Source organism: Thiomonas sp. FB-6 (assembly GCF_000377645.1).
In the GTDB taxonomy this organism is placed as follows: Bacteria; Pseudomonadota; Gammaproteobacteria; order Burkholderiales; family Burkholderiaceae_C; genus Thiomonas_A.
Map to the genome: position 1 here is coordinate 1 of NZ_KB898474.1, position 13967 is coordinate 13967.

Consider the following 13967-nt stretch of genomic DNA (forward strand, 5'->3'; position numbering starts at 1 on the left):
CGAGCGCCCGACGCTTGCCGACTTCGACTGGCGCTTCAACCCCAAGCTGCCGCGCGCGGCCTGCTTCGAGCTGCACACCCTCAAGTTCCTCGGCGACGGCGCCAACGCGCTGATCATCGGCAAGCCCGGCACCGGCAAGAGCCATGTGGCCAAGGCCGTGGCCTACCAGGCCACGCTGCAGGGCTTCGACGTGCGCTACGTCGAGGCCGACACCGAGTTCGCCCACTACGCCCTGGCCAGCTCCCCGGAGCAGGCCACGCTGCTGCGCGCCTGGGCTGCGCGCGGCAAAAAGGGGTAGATGGGCAGCGACGCCTTGTGTGCCCGTCTGCTCATCCACTCGGCGATAGCCGGCTCTCTCCTTCTCATCGGTCATAGCCTGGGCAGGGCAACCCTCAGAGCGAATCAAGGCGACTGACTGGACCTCGGCCTGGCAGACGCTGGGCGCCATCTGGTCCGGCGGCGGCAATGCACGAAGCAGCGGCCGCGGCATGGCCTTCCAGAACCTCAGCGAGCGCGCACAGGGCAGTCACGTCCTGCGGACCAGCGAGATCGTAGCTGTCTTCGAGCTAGCGGGAAGGCCGGCGCCGGTGCATGCCTTCGCCCGGGGCGCCGAGACGGTGATCGTCGCCCGGCGCTGACGCCATGCTGCGCCCTCAGTCCGCTTTGCGATAGACCTGGGCGAAGCGCGACTGTGCGGCAAGACCGAAATCGCCGGGAGCGTACTGCAGCAGCCAATCGCCAGGCTTTCCCTGCAGGCGATCGCCGCCGGCGCAGCGGGCGATGCTGAAGGCGTGCTCGATGCGCTTGGCCAGCACCGGAATCGGGCGCGCCTGATAGGCCCCGTCCTGCCCCATCGCGGTCGGGGGCACGGGCTGGTACTTGTGCTCGAAACGCTCACGCGCGACGCTCCAGCGGTTTCCGCCCTGAGCGCTGACCAGGGCATCGCCTGCGCGGTATCGGTTCGGTCCCTCCAGGCTGAGCAACTCGCCGTCCTGCAGTGCGAATTGCACACCCACGACTTCCGTCTTGATGTACCTCGCTGCATCCGGGTCGGCGCGCAGATCGACGTCGTTCAGTTCCACCATCTTCCGTTCAACCATGAGGTTCTTCGCCACGCATCGCTGCACGACTCGATGCCCGAGGCCAAGCGTAACAGCCGACGATGCGGCCTTCTCCGGCCCTGCTACTGCGTCGCCACGATGGGCCGGATGGAGACACGAAGTGCCCGTATGCGCGCAGATGGTCGGCGGGAGTCAGCCCTGGGCGCGTGAAGAGCCCAGGCCGTCAGCGCGGCCCTCCGCCAGATCAGGTGACTGACCGGATATCGGCTCAACGGTCCATAGGCATGGCTTCCTGTGGCGACGGCTTTGCCACACGCAGCGGTCAACCGCACGTGAGCGGGTCTGAGCCGTTCGCCTGCGACGCGCAGCAATGGCCGCCAGGCCCGTCCCGTTGATTTCGCCTGGCAGTCTGCTCTCCTCGCTGAATGGAGCCTCAAGCGCAGGGCCCGTGTGTCAGCGCACGGTCGCCAGGGAGAGTGCCACCGCGTTGCAGTTTTATCTGTTGTGTGCAAGCATTCGACCTGTTATACGACGCAGGCCTCACGGAAGCCGCCCATGCACAAGACGATTGACACTCCCAACGCGCGCCGTCTGATGCAGGCCGGCGGCCTGCGGGGCGCCAGCCTGGTGGGGCAGCCAGGAGGCTGGTGCGTGCTGCTCAAGATCGGCATGCAGGAAACCCCGCTGGGCACCCAGCGCACGGACAAGCCCCGCACTTGGTCCAGCCTGGACACCTGCATCCAGTATCTGCGCGATGAACTCGGGATCGTCCGCATCGACAGCATCGATGCCAGCAACTACAGCGCGGCGGCGGCGCATCGACCACGGCGCCCGGATGCGGCCGCGCAGATGCGCCGCGCGCACGAGGCTGCGGGGCACGATGCCTGGTTCCGCGCGCAGGTGCAGGCCAGCATCGACGACCCGCGTCCGAGCGTGGGCGACGAGCAGGTGCGCGCCAGCTTCGCCGACCGCAAGGCAGCGCTGCGGCAGTCGGCGAAGTGACGCGAGTCGCGTGGCGTCCCATGGCGCTGGAAGATCGGGAAGCCATCCTCGAGCACATCGCCCAGGACAACCCGATCGCGGCCTGCGAGATCGACGATGAGATCGAGGCGAAGGCTGAGCAGGCTCGGCTGCATCCAACTCTCTACCGCGCCGGCCGCGTACGAGGCACCCGCGAGGCTGTCGTTCGACCGAACTATGTCCTGGTCTATCGCGTCGAGGGCGAGGAAGATGACTTGGTGATCGTTGTGCTGCGAGTGCTTCACGCTGCGCAGCAATGGCCGCCAGGCCCGTCCCACTGATTTCGCCTGGCAGTCCTGCACTCCTCGCTGAATGGAGGCCCAAGCGCAGGGCCCGTGTTTCAGCGCACGGTCGCCAGCAGCGCCTTGAGCTGCGCCGCGTCGTGCGGCGTGCCGAGGAACATCTGCGCGTGGCCGGCCTGGCCGCGCCAGACCATCATCGGGAACGCGAAATAGGCGCCGGCGGCCTGCAGGACCTTCAGGTTGCGCGCCAGTTCCTCGTGCGTGGCGGGGCGCACGCGCGCCGCCGGCACGAGGCCGCCTCCGGAGCCGGCACGCGGGTTCTGGCCATAGTCGTCCTCGTTGCGCGCCAGGGCCTTGCGGGGGTCGGCGGCCTGCAGCATGGCCGCCGCCTTGCCCTCGCTGCTGGGCGCGAGCACGGCCACCGGGATCCAGCGCAATCGCAGGCCCTGCCTGCCCACCGAGGGCTGCAGGTCCTCGTACAACTCGTGACAGTAGGGGCAGTTGGGGTCGAAGAACACGTCGACCACGCGTGGGCCAGCGCCCAGGCTGATGGCGGTGGTCCGGGCCATCTGTCCCAGCATGGCAGCGGCCAGTTGTTCAGGGCTCGGCGCGGCATGCGCCGAGGTCCAGGCCGCGCAGGCCGCGACGAGCGCCGCGGCTAGGGTCCGTCGGATCATGGTGGGTTCTCCAAGGCCTGGGGGCGATCGAAGCGGGACTCTTTCGGCGGCGCGCAGGGGTTGGCGCCCTTCTTGCCGCCGGGTGAGCAAGGATTGGCCGACACCTTCCTGGCCGGGACTCAGCCAGCGCGGGGGCCGTTCCAGGAACGAGCAGCGCCTGCCACATGGGAGAGGGCCGCCCCGGGCGCGCCCGCCGAGGCCAGGCTCATCGCGATGGGCGAAAGCGCGGTCAGCACGCCCGGGATGGAAAGAATCACGACGGCCGCGACCGCGATTCCCTGCTTCAAGGCCGTCGCCGGGTTGCCAAGGGTATTCATGAAAGTCTCCTCTGGATCGTAATGTCTCGATGGACGCGCGCAAGCGCCATCCATGCCCCTTGGTCGGCAGCGACGGCCATTCCTGACAAGCCGTACGGCGATGCGGCGGCGGTGTCGCCAGGGTGCCCGGCAGCGGGTAGCCGAGACGCGATCGGGGAGGCGGCCCGTGGCAATGCGGGCGTGCAGCGCAGCAGCGACGGGACCATGGCCAGCACGGTCCGACGCAAGCGCCAGATGTCACCTATGGACTGACGGAGACGAGGGCGGTGAGGGCCGCGAGGATGTCGGCGACCTCGGTGCGGGCGGTGTAGTCGGATTGGACGTCGACAAAGCGTACCGTCCGGCTACGGTCGACGATCAGCACGGTGGGGCGGGGCAAATAGGTAGACCCTTCGGCGTTGACCTTGGCGAGATCAAGGCCGAGCTGGCGCTGGGCGCCAAGAACCTCGTCAGACTGCTCGAAGGCGATTCCGATTGCCCGAGCGACCCGGCTACCCGGGTCCGAAAGCACCGTGAAGTCCAAGTTCGCCTTTTCAGCGGTCGAGAGGGACTGGCCAGGGCTCTGGGGGCTGATGGCGACCAGCTGGGTGCCGAAGGCATCGAGTAGCGGTAGCAGTTCCTGCTGGTAGGTACGCAGCGCCAGGTTGCAGTAGGGGCACCAACCGCCGCGATAGAACACGATCACCACGGGCCCGGCGTCGACCAGTCGATCAAGACTGACCTGCTTGCCGGAGGCGTCATCCAGCGTGAATGATGCAATCCGGTCGCCAGCCTTGACGGCCTCGGCCGGGACGCCCTCGGCCCGGAAGCCCATGACACTTCGATCGAATATCTCGAGGACCTCGGGCGGGAGTCGCTTGCCGGCAGCGGCTTTGAATTGATCGGATTGCTCGCGGATCGTGGGGGGCATCGAGGAACTCCAGGGGCGGAAGGCAGGGCTTGAATGGACTGTGTGGTCCAGTTCATTGAATCAGCCAAAGAGTGGACTGTCAAGTCCAGTTCGGCGACAATGTGCGGATGGGATCACTACCGACCACCGAACGAGGACGTCAGACCCGTCGGCGCATCGTGGACGCTGCGACACAAGTCGTGGCCGAGAAGGGTGCGCTGGCGGCCAGCTTGGACGATGTCGGGGAGCGAGCCAGGGCGTCACGCAGCCAGCTCTATCACTACTTCGACGACAAGACCGACCTGTTGCTGGCGGTGGCAGAGGCGACCAACGACGCCGTGCTCGGCGCCCAAGCCGATTTGTTCGCCGCTCTCGATACGTGGGGCGGTCTGGTGTCCTGGGCCGACGCGATCGTTTCTTTTCAGGAGAGCGCCGGTGGGCTGAAAGGTTGCCCCATTGCCAATCTCCTCGGCCAGATGGCTGAGCGTGACGACGGCATTCGCGCTCTTCTTGCCGAGGGTTTTGATCGATGGGAGGCGCACATTCGAACCGGCCTCGCCGTCATGGTGAGGTCTGGCGAACTCCGCGGCGACGCGGATCCGGAATGGTTGGCCACGTCGACCCTGGCAAGTCTTCAGGGCGGGCTCGTTCTCGCGCACGCGCGCCGCGATGCCCGGCCGCTCCGCGCAGCGCTGGACGGCGCGCTCGCGCTCATCGCCATGTATCGCACCTGACTCGGGCAAGGGGGCCATCCTGAGCGAGTGCAGACGCGCGTCTCGAACTCAAAGTCCAGGGTCATGACGGAGCCGAATCGCTACTGCAAGTGCGGCTTCAAGACATCTTCAATCCACTTCATGAACGCTCGGACGCGACGCGACAGGTTGCTCCGATGCGCTACGACCAGGGACACCGCAAGCGCACGCCGACGATGATCGGGCAAGACCTCCACCAGTGACCCGCTCGCCAGGTACTGGCCAATCCCCAGGACAGGCGCCTGAATCAGGCCAAGCCCGGCAAGGGCCGCGGCCTCGTAGGTCTGCGCGCTGTTGACATGCAATGGGCCGGGCAACTGGAGCGTCGCGAAGCTTTCCCCGTCTGGGTATTCCCATCCAAGCGGCTTTGCGCCCAGCATCGTGGAAAAGTGGATGATCCGATGCCCCTGGATCTGAAGGTCTTCCAGTGACCGAGGGGTCCCATGGCGTGCCAGGTAGCTCGGGGCCGCTGCATTGGCCATGCGCAACAGACCCAGTGGACGCGCAATCAGCGTCTCGTCCCGGATGGTGCCCAGTCGCAATACGCAGTCGAACCCCTCCTGGACCAGGTCGACTTGTCGATCCGTACTCGACATCTCCAGCTCGAGCTCAGGGTGCATCGCCAGGAATTCCGGCAAGGCCGGCACGATCGTCGAGCGGGCGATTTCGGTGGGCAGATCCACGCGTAAACGGCCACGAAGCGGAACCTGCCCGCCCGCGAACATCGAGTGCAGGTCATCCACCTCGGCCAGCAACGAGCGCGCCCGCGCTTGAAAGGCGCGTCCGTCATCCGTCAGTTGCACGGTTCGGGTGGTTCGGTGCAGCAGTCTGACACCGACGTCTTCTTCCAGCTTCCGCACGGCGGTCGATGCTCTTCCCTTCTGGATGCCAAGGCGACTCGCCGCGAGGGTGAAGCTGCCCATTTCCGCCACCGTGATGAAGATGAGGATGGGATCGAGGTTGCGCATCCATGCCCCTCACATTGTTTTGAATAAAGAGAACAGTTAGTTCACTTTAGCAGCCTTTATCTCGCCGGTAGGCAACAGTAGGCTTTACGCACTGGAAGCTCTCATCGGAGATTGAAAAGTGTCTGAAGCCATGACGTCTCGACCCGCCCTGTGGGCGGGAAGGATCGCGAGCGCGATCGTCGTCGCTGTCCTCGTGGCAGACGGTGCTGTTCAGCTGTTCGCCCCGGCACAGATCGCAGGACTGCTGAGGGAAACGGGGTTCGCAATGCAGCTGACGCGTGTCCTGGGGCCGATCGCCCTGGTCAGCGCCTTTCTTTACGCCTTTCCTCCAAGCGCCGCCCTCGGCGCGATCCTGGTGACTGGCTATTTGGGAGGGGCCGTCTGCGCTCACGTACGCATCGGCGAGTGGGGGTCACCGCCGGAAGTGATCTCGCTGTTCCTGGGTGTCATGACCTGGGGCGGTCTCTACGCGCGGGTGCTCCGTATCCGAACCATTCTTCCGTTCATTCGTTGAACCCCTGGGGCGCGGCTCTGCCCCTCAAAGTCAGGAGAAGACCATGTTTTTAGTTATGGGCATCACAGGCAAGGTTGGTGGCGCAACGGCACAGCATCTGTTGGCCCAAGGCAAAAAGGTGCGTGCACTCGTGCGCAATCGTGAGAAGGCGGCCGTCTGGGCGAACCAAGGCGTGGAACTTGTGGATGGCGACTGGAATGACGCTCTGGTCATGGAGCAAGCGCTGAAGGACGTGGAGGGCGCGTTGGTCATGCTGCCGTCTGTCTGGGCCCCCTCGCCCGATTTCCAGGAAGCGCGCGCCGTCATCGCAAACTATGTCCAGGCGCTCGCCAACACGCCGCCCGCACGCATCGTCGCTCTTTCGTCCATGGGGGCAAATCGCAGCAGCGGCATCGGCATGATCCGGGCCTTGTCGCTGCTGGAGGAAGGTCTTCGTGAGCTTCCGTCGCCCGTCGCATTTTTGCGCGCAGGTGGATTCTTCGAGAACTTTCTCTATGGCTTGCAGCTCGCCAGCAGCGGAACGCTACCCGTCTTTTACACGCCGACCCGCCGCAGATCGACCATGGTCGCGACCAGGGACGTCGGGAAGGCGGTTGCGAGCCTCTTCACGGGCTCGGCATGGTCGGGTCAGCGTGTCGTCGAGGTCGGCTCGATGGTCGCCGCAGACGAAGTCGCGCGGCAGTTGGGCGAGGTCATGAATCTCCCCGTGCAAGCCTTTGCAGTTCCTCGTGACGCTTGGGCGGCGACCTTCGAGCAGTTCGGCATTCCGAAGGGCCTCACTGGGCCTGCCGAGGAAATGTTTGATGCGGTGAACGCGGGATGGATGGATCTCGGAGGCGTGGGCACCGAGCACATCGTGGGCACAACTTCAGCCCGAGATGTTTTCGCTGCGGCTCAGGAGGCCTTGACGGCGTGACCCCGCTGGTCGGTCCGAGCACGCGGGGAGGCCAAAGGAGACTGACGGGACCTCGCCCAGAACGGCTATTGGCCACGGCTTGCGGCCGCGATCGCTCTGCTGTTGCCAACGGTCCCACATAGCGTCAGCCTCAGGCCGATCAGGTCAGGGCAGCAGCAGCCTGATCTTCGCGCCCACGTCGAGCGTTCAAGGGCGTCATTTCTTCAGTGCTTCCTTGGAACTTCTGCGCCTCGACTTACACAAGCTCAATCTGCACTTTGCGGCCGACAAGGGCCGCGGCGCGTTGTAGCGTGGATAGGGTGACATCGCGCGTGGGGTCAAGCAGTCGATCGACTTGCGAGCGGCTGGTCTTGAGCATCGTCGCCAACTGCGTCTTGGTCAGCGAGCGCTTCTGCATGGCCTCGGTTAGCTGCCAGACCACCACTTCTTTGACCGCGAGGGCCTGGGTTTCCTCGAAGACACCTTCGTCCTTCAGGAAATCATCGAGGCTCGATCCGTGATGCCTCTTGCTCATGACTTCAACTCCTTCTGGCGCTTGCGCGCCAATGCCAACTCGTCGTCCGGCGTCTTCTGCGTCTTCTTGATGAAGGCGTGCAGGGCGACGAGCATACCGTCATCGAGGTACAGGAACACTCGTGCAATCCGGTTGCTCGGCAACACGGTTCGTACTTCCCAAAGCCCCTGCCCCATCGGGCGACACAGCGGCATGCCGATCGGCCAGCGCCACTGCGCGCGCATCAAGTCCTGCCCGACGGCCAGCCTGTCGGGCGGGTCGAGCCCCTTGAGCCACTCGCGAACGGGTTCCTTGCCGCTGTCGCCTTGATAGAAGACCAGCGGTGTCTTCTTTGGGGTTTCTTTGCTCATGCCTTACCATGCGCTGAACGTACCATAAAAAGTGCGTCCATGCAGGAGCGTTCAGGGCGTCGCCGCCGTGGGCGCGAAGGTCCGGCTGCGGGCGCCGGCCACCGCATCCCTAATGCACCGCTAAGGGAGCGTTGGTAGGTTCGGCGGATCGAGTCGAGCGACCACTTCACAGAACCTGCGATGCGTACAACGAGTCTGGGCAAGATCCCCGCGATCGGCATGTCGTTCTGGCTGCTCAAGGTTCTCGTCACCACACTGGGCGACCTGTCGGGCGACCTCCTGTCCATCGCCCTGCACCTGGGCTATCGACTGGCACTGGCCGCCAGTGTGCTGGCCATGCTGGCCTTGCTGGTCGCGCAGCTTCGATCGACGCGACCGCGGGCATGGCTTTTCTGGGCCTTGATGCTGGCCAGTTCGACAGTCGGCGCGGAGGTCTCGGATGCCATGGCCCGGGCCGTTGGCTGGGGTACGGCGACCACCGCGCTCGTGCTGCTCGGGGGGCTCGTTGCCATCTTGCTGTCGTGGGCCATGTGCCGTGGTCTACCCGCGCCGGGGTTCATCGGCAGCCGGCGTGACGAAGTCTGGTTCTGGGCAGCCGCGCTGGCCGGCAATGGCCTCGGCTCGGTGCTCGGGGATCTGCTGGGTGACCGCTGGGGCCTGGGGCTGGCGGCGAGCAGCGCGCTGTACGCGGCCATGCTCGTCGCGCTCTGGGTGCTGGGCCGCGCGACACGGTTCGACCGACGCCTGCTGTTCTGGGCAGCCTTCGTGCCGAGCCGGATCCCGTTCTAGGGTTCGTCCGCGCCGATTGCGTGCCCGCCGGGCAGATCGACGCGCACGGCCAGTCCTTTGCGCTGGTCGTCTCGCTCATGCAGCGAGATCCGCGCGCCGATGCGCCAAGCCGCCTCGCGGGCAATGGCCAGTCCGAGGCCGGTACCCTCGACCTCCTGGCCCGCCATGCGGTGGAAGGGCTTGAAGGCCTCTTCACGCTCGCTCGGCTCCAACCCGGGGCCGCTGTCGATGATTTCGCAGCGCGCACCATCGCCGAGCGCCGCGATGCGCAGCGTGACCTCGCCCCCGGCAGGGGTGTACTTCAGGGCATTGTCGATCGCATTGCCCAGGATGGTGCGCAGCAGCCGCGCGGAGCTGCGCACCGACGGCACGTGGCCGGCCTCCATGCCCAGATCGATTCCGCGTTGTTCGGCGATCGGGAAATGCATCGCCAGCAACTCGCGCCCCAGGGCCGCGAGATCGACGCTTTCGCTTGGCGCATCGCCGCTTTCGATGCGGGCCAGGTCGAGCAACTGCTCGCTGAGCCTGCGCGCGCGCTCGATGCCCTGCTCGAGGGGAACCAGGCGCAGCCGGGCCTCGTCGAGGGACTTCGCATGACGCAGGTTGCGAGCCTGCAGCGCCAGCGCCGTCAAGGGCGAACGCAGTTCATGGGCGGCGTCGGCCACGAAGCGCTGCTGCTGGCGCATCAGCTCGCGCGTGCGTCCGAGCAGTCCTTCGATGGCATCGACAAAGGGCTGAATCTCGGCCGGCATGCCCCGCAACTCCACAGAGGGCTCCTGCAAGGTCTCGAGCGCCTCCAGGCGCCTTGCGGCTTGCACGACGGGCTCGAATTCCCGGCGCACGCCGCGGCCGATCAGCCAGATCAGCAAGGGCGCCAGCAGCAACGACGGCAGCAGCGCGCGCAGCGCCCCGTTCCAGGCCAGTTCGTCGCGCGCATCGGTGGCCTGCGCGACCACCGCGGTGTAGGGCCCCTGCCGCTGGACGAACACCCGCATGCGGCCCGCGCGGGTGTCGAGCGTGCGCAGCCCGGAAGTCATGACCGGGCCCAGCCATGCCGGGGGCGGATCGATGGGCAGCATCGCCACATGGATGAGCGAATCGTGGTCGTCGATGCCCCCGCGCCCCGGGGTGGACATCTCATGCCCGGGGTGCAGCAGCGCGAGCGTGGCGACCTGTCGCAGCATGTCGTCCTGCGACTCGCGCAGCTCGCGCCAGGCGAGCACGAACTGGGCCGCCGCAGCCAGCAGGCCGAGGCCGACGACGGCGACGCCCAGGTGCAGCACCAGTCGACGCTGGAAGGAACTGGTCATCGCGCCTTGTCCACCATCCAACCCGCCCCGCGCACGTTCTTGATCACGTCGGCCCCGAGCTTCCTGCGCACGCCGTGGATCAGAAAGTCGATCGCGCTGCTCTCGACCTCCTCGTTCCAGCCGTACAGCCGGTCCTCGAGCTGGGCGCGGGTGAGGATGGTTCCCGGGCGCAGCAGCAGCGCGTGCAGCAGCGCGAATTCCCGCGCGGTCAACACCACGCGCAGGTCGCCGCGCCGGGCCTCGCGGGTGGCGGGATCGAGCCGCACGTCGCCGTTGCCCAGTTCTGCCGCGGCCTGGCCGGACTGGCGGCGCACGACCGCGCGCATGCGCGCCAGCAGTTCGTCCATGTCGAAGGGCTTGACCACGTAATCGTCGGCGCCGAGGTCGAGCCCGCGCACCCGGTCGGCCGCCGCGTCGCGGGCCGTGATCAACATCACCGGCACGCGCTCGCCGCGCTCGCGCAGGCGCTGCAGCACACTGAGGCCGTCGCGCCCGGGCAATCCGATGTCGAGCAGCACGATCTGATGCTGGCCGTCGCGCAGCACATGGTCGGCGGTCTCGCCATCGCGCACGAGGTCGACCGCGTAGGCGGCGTCGCGCAGCGCGACTTCGATCGCCGCGGCGATCATCGGATCGTCCTCGATCAGCAGCGCGCGCATCGGGCTTGCCCTGCGGCTCAGTGCGCGGCTGCCGCGGCGCGCTGCGGCAGCAGGCGAAGCGCGATCACCATGCCCCCGAGCAGAACCGCCGAAGCCGCGAACCGGCTGAGCTCGAGCCCGCCGGCGGCGATCGGCTTGTCGAGGAAGTCCCCCAGCACGGCGCCCAGCGGGCGCGTCAGGATGAAGGCGGCCCAGAACAGCGCGGTGCGCGATGCGGCGGTGCGCCAGTACAGCCATGCCACCACGGCCAGCGCGGAGCCGAACACCAGGGCAGCGCCCTGGTAGCCCAGTCCCGCCGTGTCGGCGCTCCAGTCGCCCAGGGCGGTACCGAGGGTCTGCGAGAACATGATGGTTACCCAGTAGAACATTTCAGCCTTGCCCGATTGCACACTGCCCACCGCGACGCTTCCGGTGGAGCGCCGCCACAGCAGCAGCGAAGCGCCGAGCAGGAGCAGCAGCAGGCTGGTGCCGCCAGCGTAGCCGATGCCCAGCGAGCGGTCGGCGAAATCGGCCAGGGTCGTGCCCACCGTGGTCGTGGCGATGATGGTCGACCAGTACAGAACGGGGTGGAAGCGCATGGCGCGCATTTGCGCGAAGACCAGTGCGGCGAACAGGGCCGCGAAAACTCCCGTGGCCGCCAGGTAGCCCAGGTGCAGGGACATGGAGACCGCGTCCCCGGCGGTCTCGCCGAGGGTCGTGGCGGCGATCTTGACCAGCCAGAAGGCCAAAGTGGCTTCGGGGACCTTGGCAAGGACGGATTCAACGTTTGGTGTGTTCATGGAGCGACGAGTGATCGAGGCAGGGGGAGGGCCCCGGCCTTCGCCGGGGCCGCTTCGGGGTCAGTCCTTGTTGGGCCCATCGACGCTGTCCTCGAGCACCTTGCCCGTCCTGGCGTCGACGCCGAGTTCCCGCTCGCCCTGGGGCGTCTTGAGGTCGAAGGAATAGCGCAGTCCGCTACCGCCCTTTTCACGTTCGAGCTCGCGATCGGTGATGGTCGCGCCGGGAACGGCCTTGAGGGCGATCTGGGAAGCCTGCTCCATGGTGATGGCTGCGTCCTTCGCGTACTTCTGGCCGTCGTAGGCATGCGCCGCGGTGGCGGCCATCAGGGCTGCGCCCGCGGCGCCGGCGATGAGCAGGGTCTTTTGCAACTTCATGGAAACACTCCTGAGGATGATGGGCCCGACGACCCGTTGGCCGGGGGCAGCGCCGATGCAGCGCATGAGCAGGAGTGTGCTGGGGCAGATTTAGCCCACATTTAGCGCGGGGAGCGCGGTCGCCATGCGCGACGGTCCCGCGGGTACGGCCGGGCCTGCTATGTCTGCGCTAAGAATGGGCTGGGACACTCCGTGCGTCGCCTACCGTACTTGACGATGCACGCGATCCAGAACCTCAATCACACCCTGTTCCTGCTGGTCAATGCCGGCGCGACCACGCCACGCTGGTGGATCGACCTGGCGGTCTTCGTCGCCAATGACATCGTCTACGGCGTACCGGTGCTGCTGATCGCACTGTGGCTTGCAGGTGGTCCGTCGCGTCGCGGCGCCGCACTCCTGGCCTTTGCCATCGCCATGGTCGCCCTCGGAGCCAATCAGCTCATCGGGCTCGCCTGGTACCAGCCTCGCCCCTTCGTGATCGGGCTGGGCCACACCTGGACGTCCCACGTGCCTGACGCATCGTTTCCCAGCGACCATCTGACGCTTTTCACCTCCATCGGGCTGGGGCTGCTCTTCGGCGGGCTCCAACGCGTCGGCGCGGCGACCCTCGTCGTCGGACTGCTCGTCGGCTGGGCGCGGGTCTACGTCGGGCTGCACTTCCCGCTGGACATGGCGGGGTCGTTGCTTGTGGCCGCGGCCTGCAGCGCGGTCCTGGTGCCGCTGTGGCGCCACGTCGGGGCGGGCCTGACCGCCCGGGCGGAGGCAAGCTACCGATGGCTGTTCGCGCGTCCCATCCGCAGGGGAATTCTTCGCGCCTGATCAAGGCGTTGCCGCAAGGGCCCGAGGCACAATGCCAAGGGAGGGCATGATCTCGCGCCATCAACGCTCGATCGAGCGGTGCTCCACTCCAGGCGCGAGCCCATGATGTCGGCCTAAGCAGATGAAGCCATCATCCATGGCGGGTTGAGCGACGCGCAAGTCGCCGAGCGGATGGCACGCGGGCAGGTCAACCGCGTGCGTTCGCCGCTCAGCCGAAGGCTGCGGCAGATCGTCGGCGGGCGGGCCCGTTGTCGTGCCACCGCGGTGGGCGAGGCGGCATGGATCCAGGGCCTGCAGCGGCAGGCGAGGCGTTTCAACCTCGCCCATTCCGAGTTGCGCGCGGGAATCGACCGCATCCTGCGCGTCGTGGGCTGGGCGCTGTTGCCCACCGCCACCTTGCTGTTCGTCACCCGGTTCGCGCTCGGACTGCCCGCCGGCGCGGCGCTGTCGTACGGGGCGGCCGGGCTGGTCGCCATGGTGCCGCAGGGGCTGGTGCTGCTGACCAGCCTGGCGCTGGCGGTGGTGCGCAGAGCCGCGTTGTCCTCGGCACGCAAATGGAGCGGCGGCGTGCTCGAAGGGCTCGGCACCTGGCTGCTTGGCGCTCCCGACGTGCTGCTGGCGAAGCGCGGTTCGGTCGATTCGCCCCATCCCGTCCTGGCTCAAACGGCTCAATGGGCGTCGGACGGCTTTCGCGTGCTTTTGCTCGCGCGCGCTGCAGGTGAACCGGACGTGAGCCATCCGCCCATGGAAGTCCGGCCGGTGGCGTTGATTCTTCTGTCCGAACAGATCCGCGCCGACCGAGCGCCGCGGCACTGGCGGTCAGCGCTGCAGGATGTCTTCCAGGGTCTCGCCCGGCTGCCAGGGGCGGCCGAGTCGGTGCTCGATGTACTCCCGGATCAACTGACGCACCACCTGGGACGGCGTCTGGTCCTCCAGGGCGCAGAAATGCTCGAACACCGCCTTCTTCTGCGGATCGATCAGAACGGTGAGGCGGGATGTGCGCTGTTCCATCTGGA

At 66.9% G+C, this 13967-nt stretch carries 20 protein-coding genes and 2 pseudogenes; 10 read left to right on the plus strand and 12 right to left on the minus strand.

The window, feature by feature from the left end:
• A pseudogene (locus D466_RS0105570) lies at positions 1-274 on the plus strand (ATP-binding protein); the annotation flags it as partial.
• 214 nt (positions 275-488) lie between these two features.
• A complete protein-coding gene (locus D466_RS23835; protein ID WP_018912726.1) occupies positions 489-638 on the plus strand; it encodes a hypothetical protein in 150 nt (49 codons plus the stop codon).
• A 15-nt stretch (positions 639-653) separates the two neighbouring features.
• Here the strand turns inward: D466_RS23835 and D466_RS0105580 are convergent, their stop codons facing one another.
• Positions 654-1100: a PGDYG domain-containing protein gene (locus tag D466_RS0105580; RefSeq protein WP_196803434.1), complete on the minus strand. Its 447-nt coding sequence runs from the start codon at positions 1098-1100 to the stop codon at positions 654-656.
• Positions 1101-1616: 516 nt separating this feature from the next.
• Here D466_RS0105580 and D466_RS0105585 point away from each other — a divergent pair.
• On the plus strand, positions 1617-2063 hold the full coding sequence (locus tag D466_RS0105585; RefSeq protein ID WP_018912728.1) for a hypothetical protein: 447 nt from the start codon (positions 1617-1619) through the stop codon (positions 2061-2063).
• Positions 2060-2362, plus strand: a complete 303-nt coding sequence (locus D466_RS0105590; RefSeq protein ID WP_255325919.1) for a type II toxin-antitoxin system RelE/ParE family toxin — start codon at positions 2060-2062, stop codon at positions 2360-2362. The genes D466_RS0105585 and D466_RS0105590 overlap by 4 nt, the downstream gene beginning before the upstream one ends.
• Before the next feature lie 59 nt (positions 2363-2421).
• On the opposite strand, the gene D466_RS0105595 is transcribed toward D466_RS0105590, so the two are convergent.
• From D466_RS0105595 to D466_RS0105605, 3 genes are all read right to left on the minus strand, one after another.
• The gene (locus D466_RS0105595) at positions 2422-3000 is read right to left on the minus strand and encodes a thioredoxin fold domain-containing protein (protein ID WP_026284930.1); all 579 of its coding nucleotides are present in this window, start codon (positions 2998-3000) and stop codon (positions 2422-2424) included.
• 119 nt (positions 3001-3119) lie between these two features.
• Positions 3120-3317 carry a hypothetical protein gene (locus D466_RS20700; RefSeq protein WP_018912731.1) on the minus strand — a complete coding sequence of 66 codons (198 nt, stop codon included), beginning with the start codon at positions 3315-3317 and terminating at the stop codon, positions 3120-3122.
• 241 nt (positions 3318-3558) lie between these two features.
• Positions 3559-4227 carry a peroxiredoxin-like family protein gene (locus D466_RS0105605; RefSeq protein WP_018912732.1) on the minus strand — a complete coding sequence of 223 codons (669 nt, stop codon included), beginning with the start codon at positions 4225-4227 and terminating at the stop codon, positions 3559-3561.
• Positions 4228-4334: 107 nt separating this feature from the next.
• Here D466_RS0105605 and D466_RS0105610 point away from each other — a divergent pair, with 107 nt between their 5' ends.
• Positions 4335-4940, plus strand: coding sequence for a TetR/AcrR family transcriptional regulator (locus D466_RS0105610; RefSeq protein ID WP_026284932.1), 606 nt, complete (start codon positions 4335-4337; stop codon positions 4938-4940).
• A gap of 80 nt (positions 4941-5020) precedes the next feature.
• Here the strand turns inward: D466_RS0105610 and D466_RS0105615 are convergent, their stop codons facing one another.
• A complete protein-coding gene (locus D466_RS0105615; protein ID WP_018912734.1) occupies positions 5021-5926 on the minus strand; it encodes a LysR family transcriptional regulator in 906 nt (301 codons plus the stop codon).
• Between the two features lie 118 nt (positions 5927-6044).
• Between D466_RS0105615 and D466_RS0105620 the strand changes: the two genes are divergently transcribed.
• Positions 6045-6440, plus strand: a complete 396-nt coding sequence (locus D466_RS0105620; RefSeq protein WP_026284933.1) for a DoxX family protein — start codon at positions 6045-6047, stop codon at positions 6438-6440.
• A gap of 43 nt (positions 6441-6483) precedes the next feature.
• A complete protein-coding gene (locus tag D466_RS0105625) occupies positions 6484-7356 on the plus strand; it encodes an NmrA family NAD(P)-binding protein (RefSeq protein WP_026284934.1) in 873 nt (290 codons plus the stop codon).
• 235 nt (positions 7357-7591) lie between these two features.
• On the opposite strand, the gene D466_RS0105630 is transcribed toward D466_RS0105625, so the two are convergent.
• On the minus strand, positions 7592-7870 hold the full coding sequence (locus D466_RS0105630; RefSeq protein ID WP_018912737.1) for an XRE family transcriptional regulator: 279 nt from the start codon (positions 7868-7870) through the stop codon (positions 7592-7594).
• Complete coding sequence (locus D466_RS0105635) at positions 7867-8220, minus strand: type II toxin-antitoxin system RelE/ParE family toxin (RefSeq protein ID WP_018912738.1); 354 nt, start codon at positions 8218-8220, stop codon at positions 7867-7869. Before D466_RS0105635 ends, D466_RS0105630 begins: the two co-directional genes overlap by 4 nt.
• A gap of 180 nt (positions 8221-8400) precedes the next feature.
• Between D466_RS0105635 and D466_RS20705 the strand changes: the two genes are divergently transcribed.
• Positions 8401-9009 carry a hypothetical protein gene (locus D466_RS20705; protein WP_018912739.1) on the plus strand — a complete coding sequence of 203 codons (609 nt, stop codon included), beginning with the start codon at positions 8401-8403 and terminating at the stop codon, positions 9007-9009.
• On the opposite strand, the gene D466_RS20710 is transcribed toward D466_RS20705, so the two are convergent.
• From D466_RS20710 to D466_RS0105660, 4 genes are read right to left on the minus strand one after another with little or no spacing between them, the layout of a single operon-like run.
• The gene (locus D466_RS20710; protein WP_018912740.1) at positions 9006-10319 is read right to left on the minus strand and encodes a HAMP domain-containing sensor histidine kinase; all 1314 of its coding nucleotides are present in this window, start codon (positions 10317-10319) and stop codon (positions 9006-9008) included. The genes D466_RS20705 and D466_RS20710 overlap by 4 nt on opposite strands.
• Positions 10316-10978, minus strand: coding sequence for a response regulator transcription factor (locus tag D466_RS0105650; RefSeq protein WP_018912741.1), 663 nt, complete (start codon positions 10976-10978; stop codon positions 10316-10318). The genes D466_RS20710 and D466_RS0105650 overlap by 4 nt, the downstream gene beginning before the upstream one ends.
• Before the next feature lie 17 nt (positions 10979-10995).
• Complete coding sequence (locus D466_RS0105655) at positions 10996-11757, minus strand: membrane protein (RefSeq protein ID WP_026284935.1); 762 nt, start codon at positions 11755-11757, stop codon at positions 10996-10998.
• Positions 11758-11817: 60 nt separating this feature from the next.
• A complete protein-coding gene (locus tag D466_RS0105660) occupies positions 11818-12132 on the minus strand; it encodes a PepSY domain-containing protein (protein WP_018912743.1) in 315 nt (104 codons plus the stop codon).
• 216 nt (positions 12133-12348) lie between these two features.
• Here D466_RS0105660 and D466_RS0105665 point away from each other — a divergent pair, with 216 nt between their 5' ends.
• The gene (locus D466_RS0105665) at positions 12349-12951 is read left to right on the plus strand and encodes a phosphatase PAP2 family protein (RefSeq protein WP_018912744.1); all 603 of its coding nucleotides are present in this window, start codon (positions 12349-12351) and stop codon (positions 12949-12951) included.
• A gap of 171 nt (positions 12952-13122) precedes the next feature.
• Positions 13123-13467, plus strand: a pseudogene (locus tag D466_RS24670) (hypothetical protein); the annotation flags it as partial.
• 303 nt (positions 13468-13770) lie between these two features.
• Here the strand turns inward: D466_RS24670 and D466_RS24675 are convergent.
• Positions 13771-13962, minus strand: a complete 192-nt coding sequence (locus D466_RS24675; RefSeq protein ID WP_231385670.1) for a CopG family transcriptional regulator — start codon at positions 13960-13962, stop codon at positions 13771-13773.
• Positions 13963-13967: the final 5 nt, after the last annotated feature.

Bases quoted from the DNA above. Each gene is read 5' to 3' on its own strand.
- D466_RS20700 (WP_018912731.1), bottom strand. From the start codon at position 3,317: ATGAATACCCTTGGCAACCCGGCGACGGCCTTGAAGCAGGGAATCGCG.
- D466_RS20705 (WP_018912739.1), top strand. From the start codon at position 8,401: ATGCGTACAACGAGTCTGGGCAAGATCCCCGCGATCGGCATGTCGTTC.
- D466_RS24675 (WP_231385670.1), bottom strand. From the start codon at position 13,962: ATGGAACAGCGCACATCCCGCCTCACCGTTCTGATCGATCCGCAGAAG.
- D466_RS0105635 (WP_018912738.1), bottom strand. From the start codon at position 8,220: ATGAGCAAAGAAACCCCAAAGAAGACACCGCTGGTCTTCTATCAAGGC.
- D466_RS20710 (WP_018912740.1), bottom strand. From the start codon at position 10,319: ATGACCAGTTCCTTCCAGCGTCGACTGGTGCTGCACCTGGGCGTCGCC.
- D466_RS0105585 (WP_018912728.1), top strand. From the start codon at position 1,617: ATGCACAAGACGATTGACACTCCCAACGCGCGCCGTCTGATGCAGGCC.
- D466_RS0105665 (WP_018912744.1), top strand. From the start codon at position 12,349: ATGCACGCGATCCAGAACCTCAATCACACCCTGTTCCTGCTGGTCAAT.
- D466_RS23835 (WP_018912726.1), top strand. From the start codon at position 489: ATGGCCTTCCAGAACCTCAGCGAGCGCGCACAGGGCAGTCACGTCCTG.
- D466_RS0105610 (WP_026284932.1), top strand. From the start codon at position 4,335: ATGGGATCACTACCGACCACCGAACGAGGACGTCAGACCCGTCGGCGC.
- D466_RS0105660 (WP_018912743.1), bottom strand. From the start codon at position 12,132: ATGAAGTTGCAAAAGACCCTGCTCATCGCCGGCGCCGCGGGCGCAGCC.
- D466_RS0105605 (WP_018912732.1), bottom strand. From the start codon at position 4,227: ATGCCCCCCACGATCCGCGAGCAATCCGATCAATTCAAAGCCGCTGCC.
- D466_RS0105595 (WP_026284930.1), bottom strand. From the start codon at position 3,000: ATGATCCGACGGACCCTAGCCGCGGCGCTCGTCGCGGCCTGCGCGGCC.
- D466_RS0105655 (WP_026284935.1), bottom strand. From the start codon at position 11,757: ATGAACACACCAAACGTTGAATCCGTCCTTGCCAAGGTCCCCGAAGCC.
- D466_RS0105625 (WP_026284934.1), top strand. From the start codon at position 6,484: ATGTTTTTAGTTATGGGCATCACAGGCAAGGTTGGTGGCGCAACGGCA.
- D466_RS0105630 (WP_018912737.1), bottom strand. From the start codon at position 7,870: ATGAGCAAGAGGCATCACGGATCGAGCCTCGATGATTTCCTGAAGGAC.
- D466_RS0105650 (WP_018912741.1), bottom strand. From the start codon at position 10,978: ATGCGCGCGCTGCTGATCGAGGACGATCCGATGATCGCCGCGGCGATC.
- D466_RS0105580 (WP_196803434.1), bottom strand. From the start codon at position 1,100: ATGGTTGAACGGAAGATGGTGGAACTGAACGACGTCGATCTGCGCGCC.
- D466_RS0105615 (WP_018912734.1), bottom strand. From the start codon at position 5,926: ATGCGCAACCTCGATCCCATCCTCATCTTCATCACGGTGGCGGAAATG.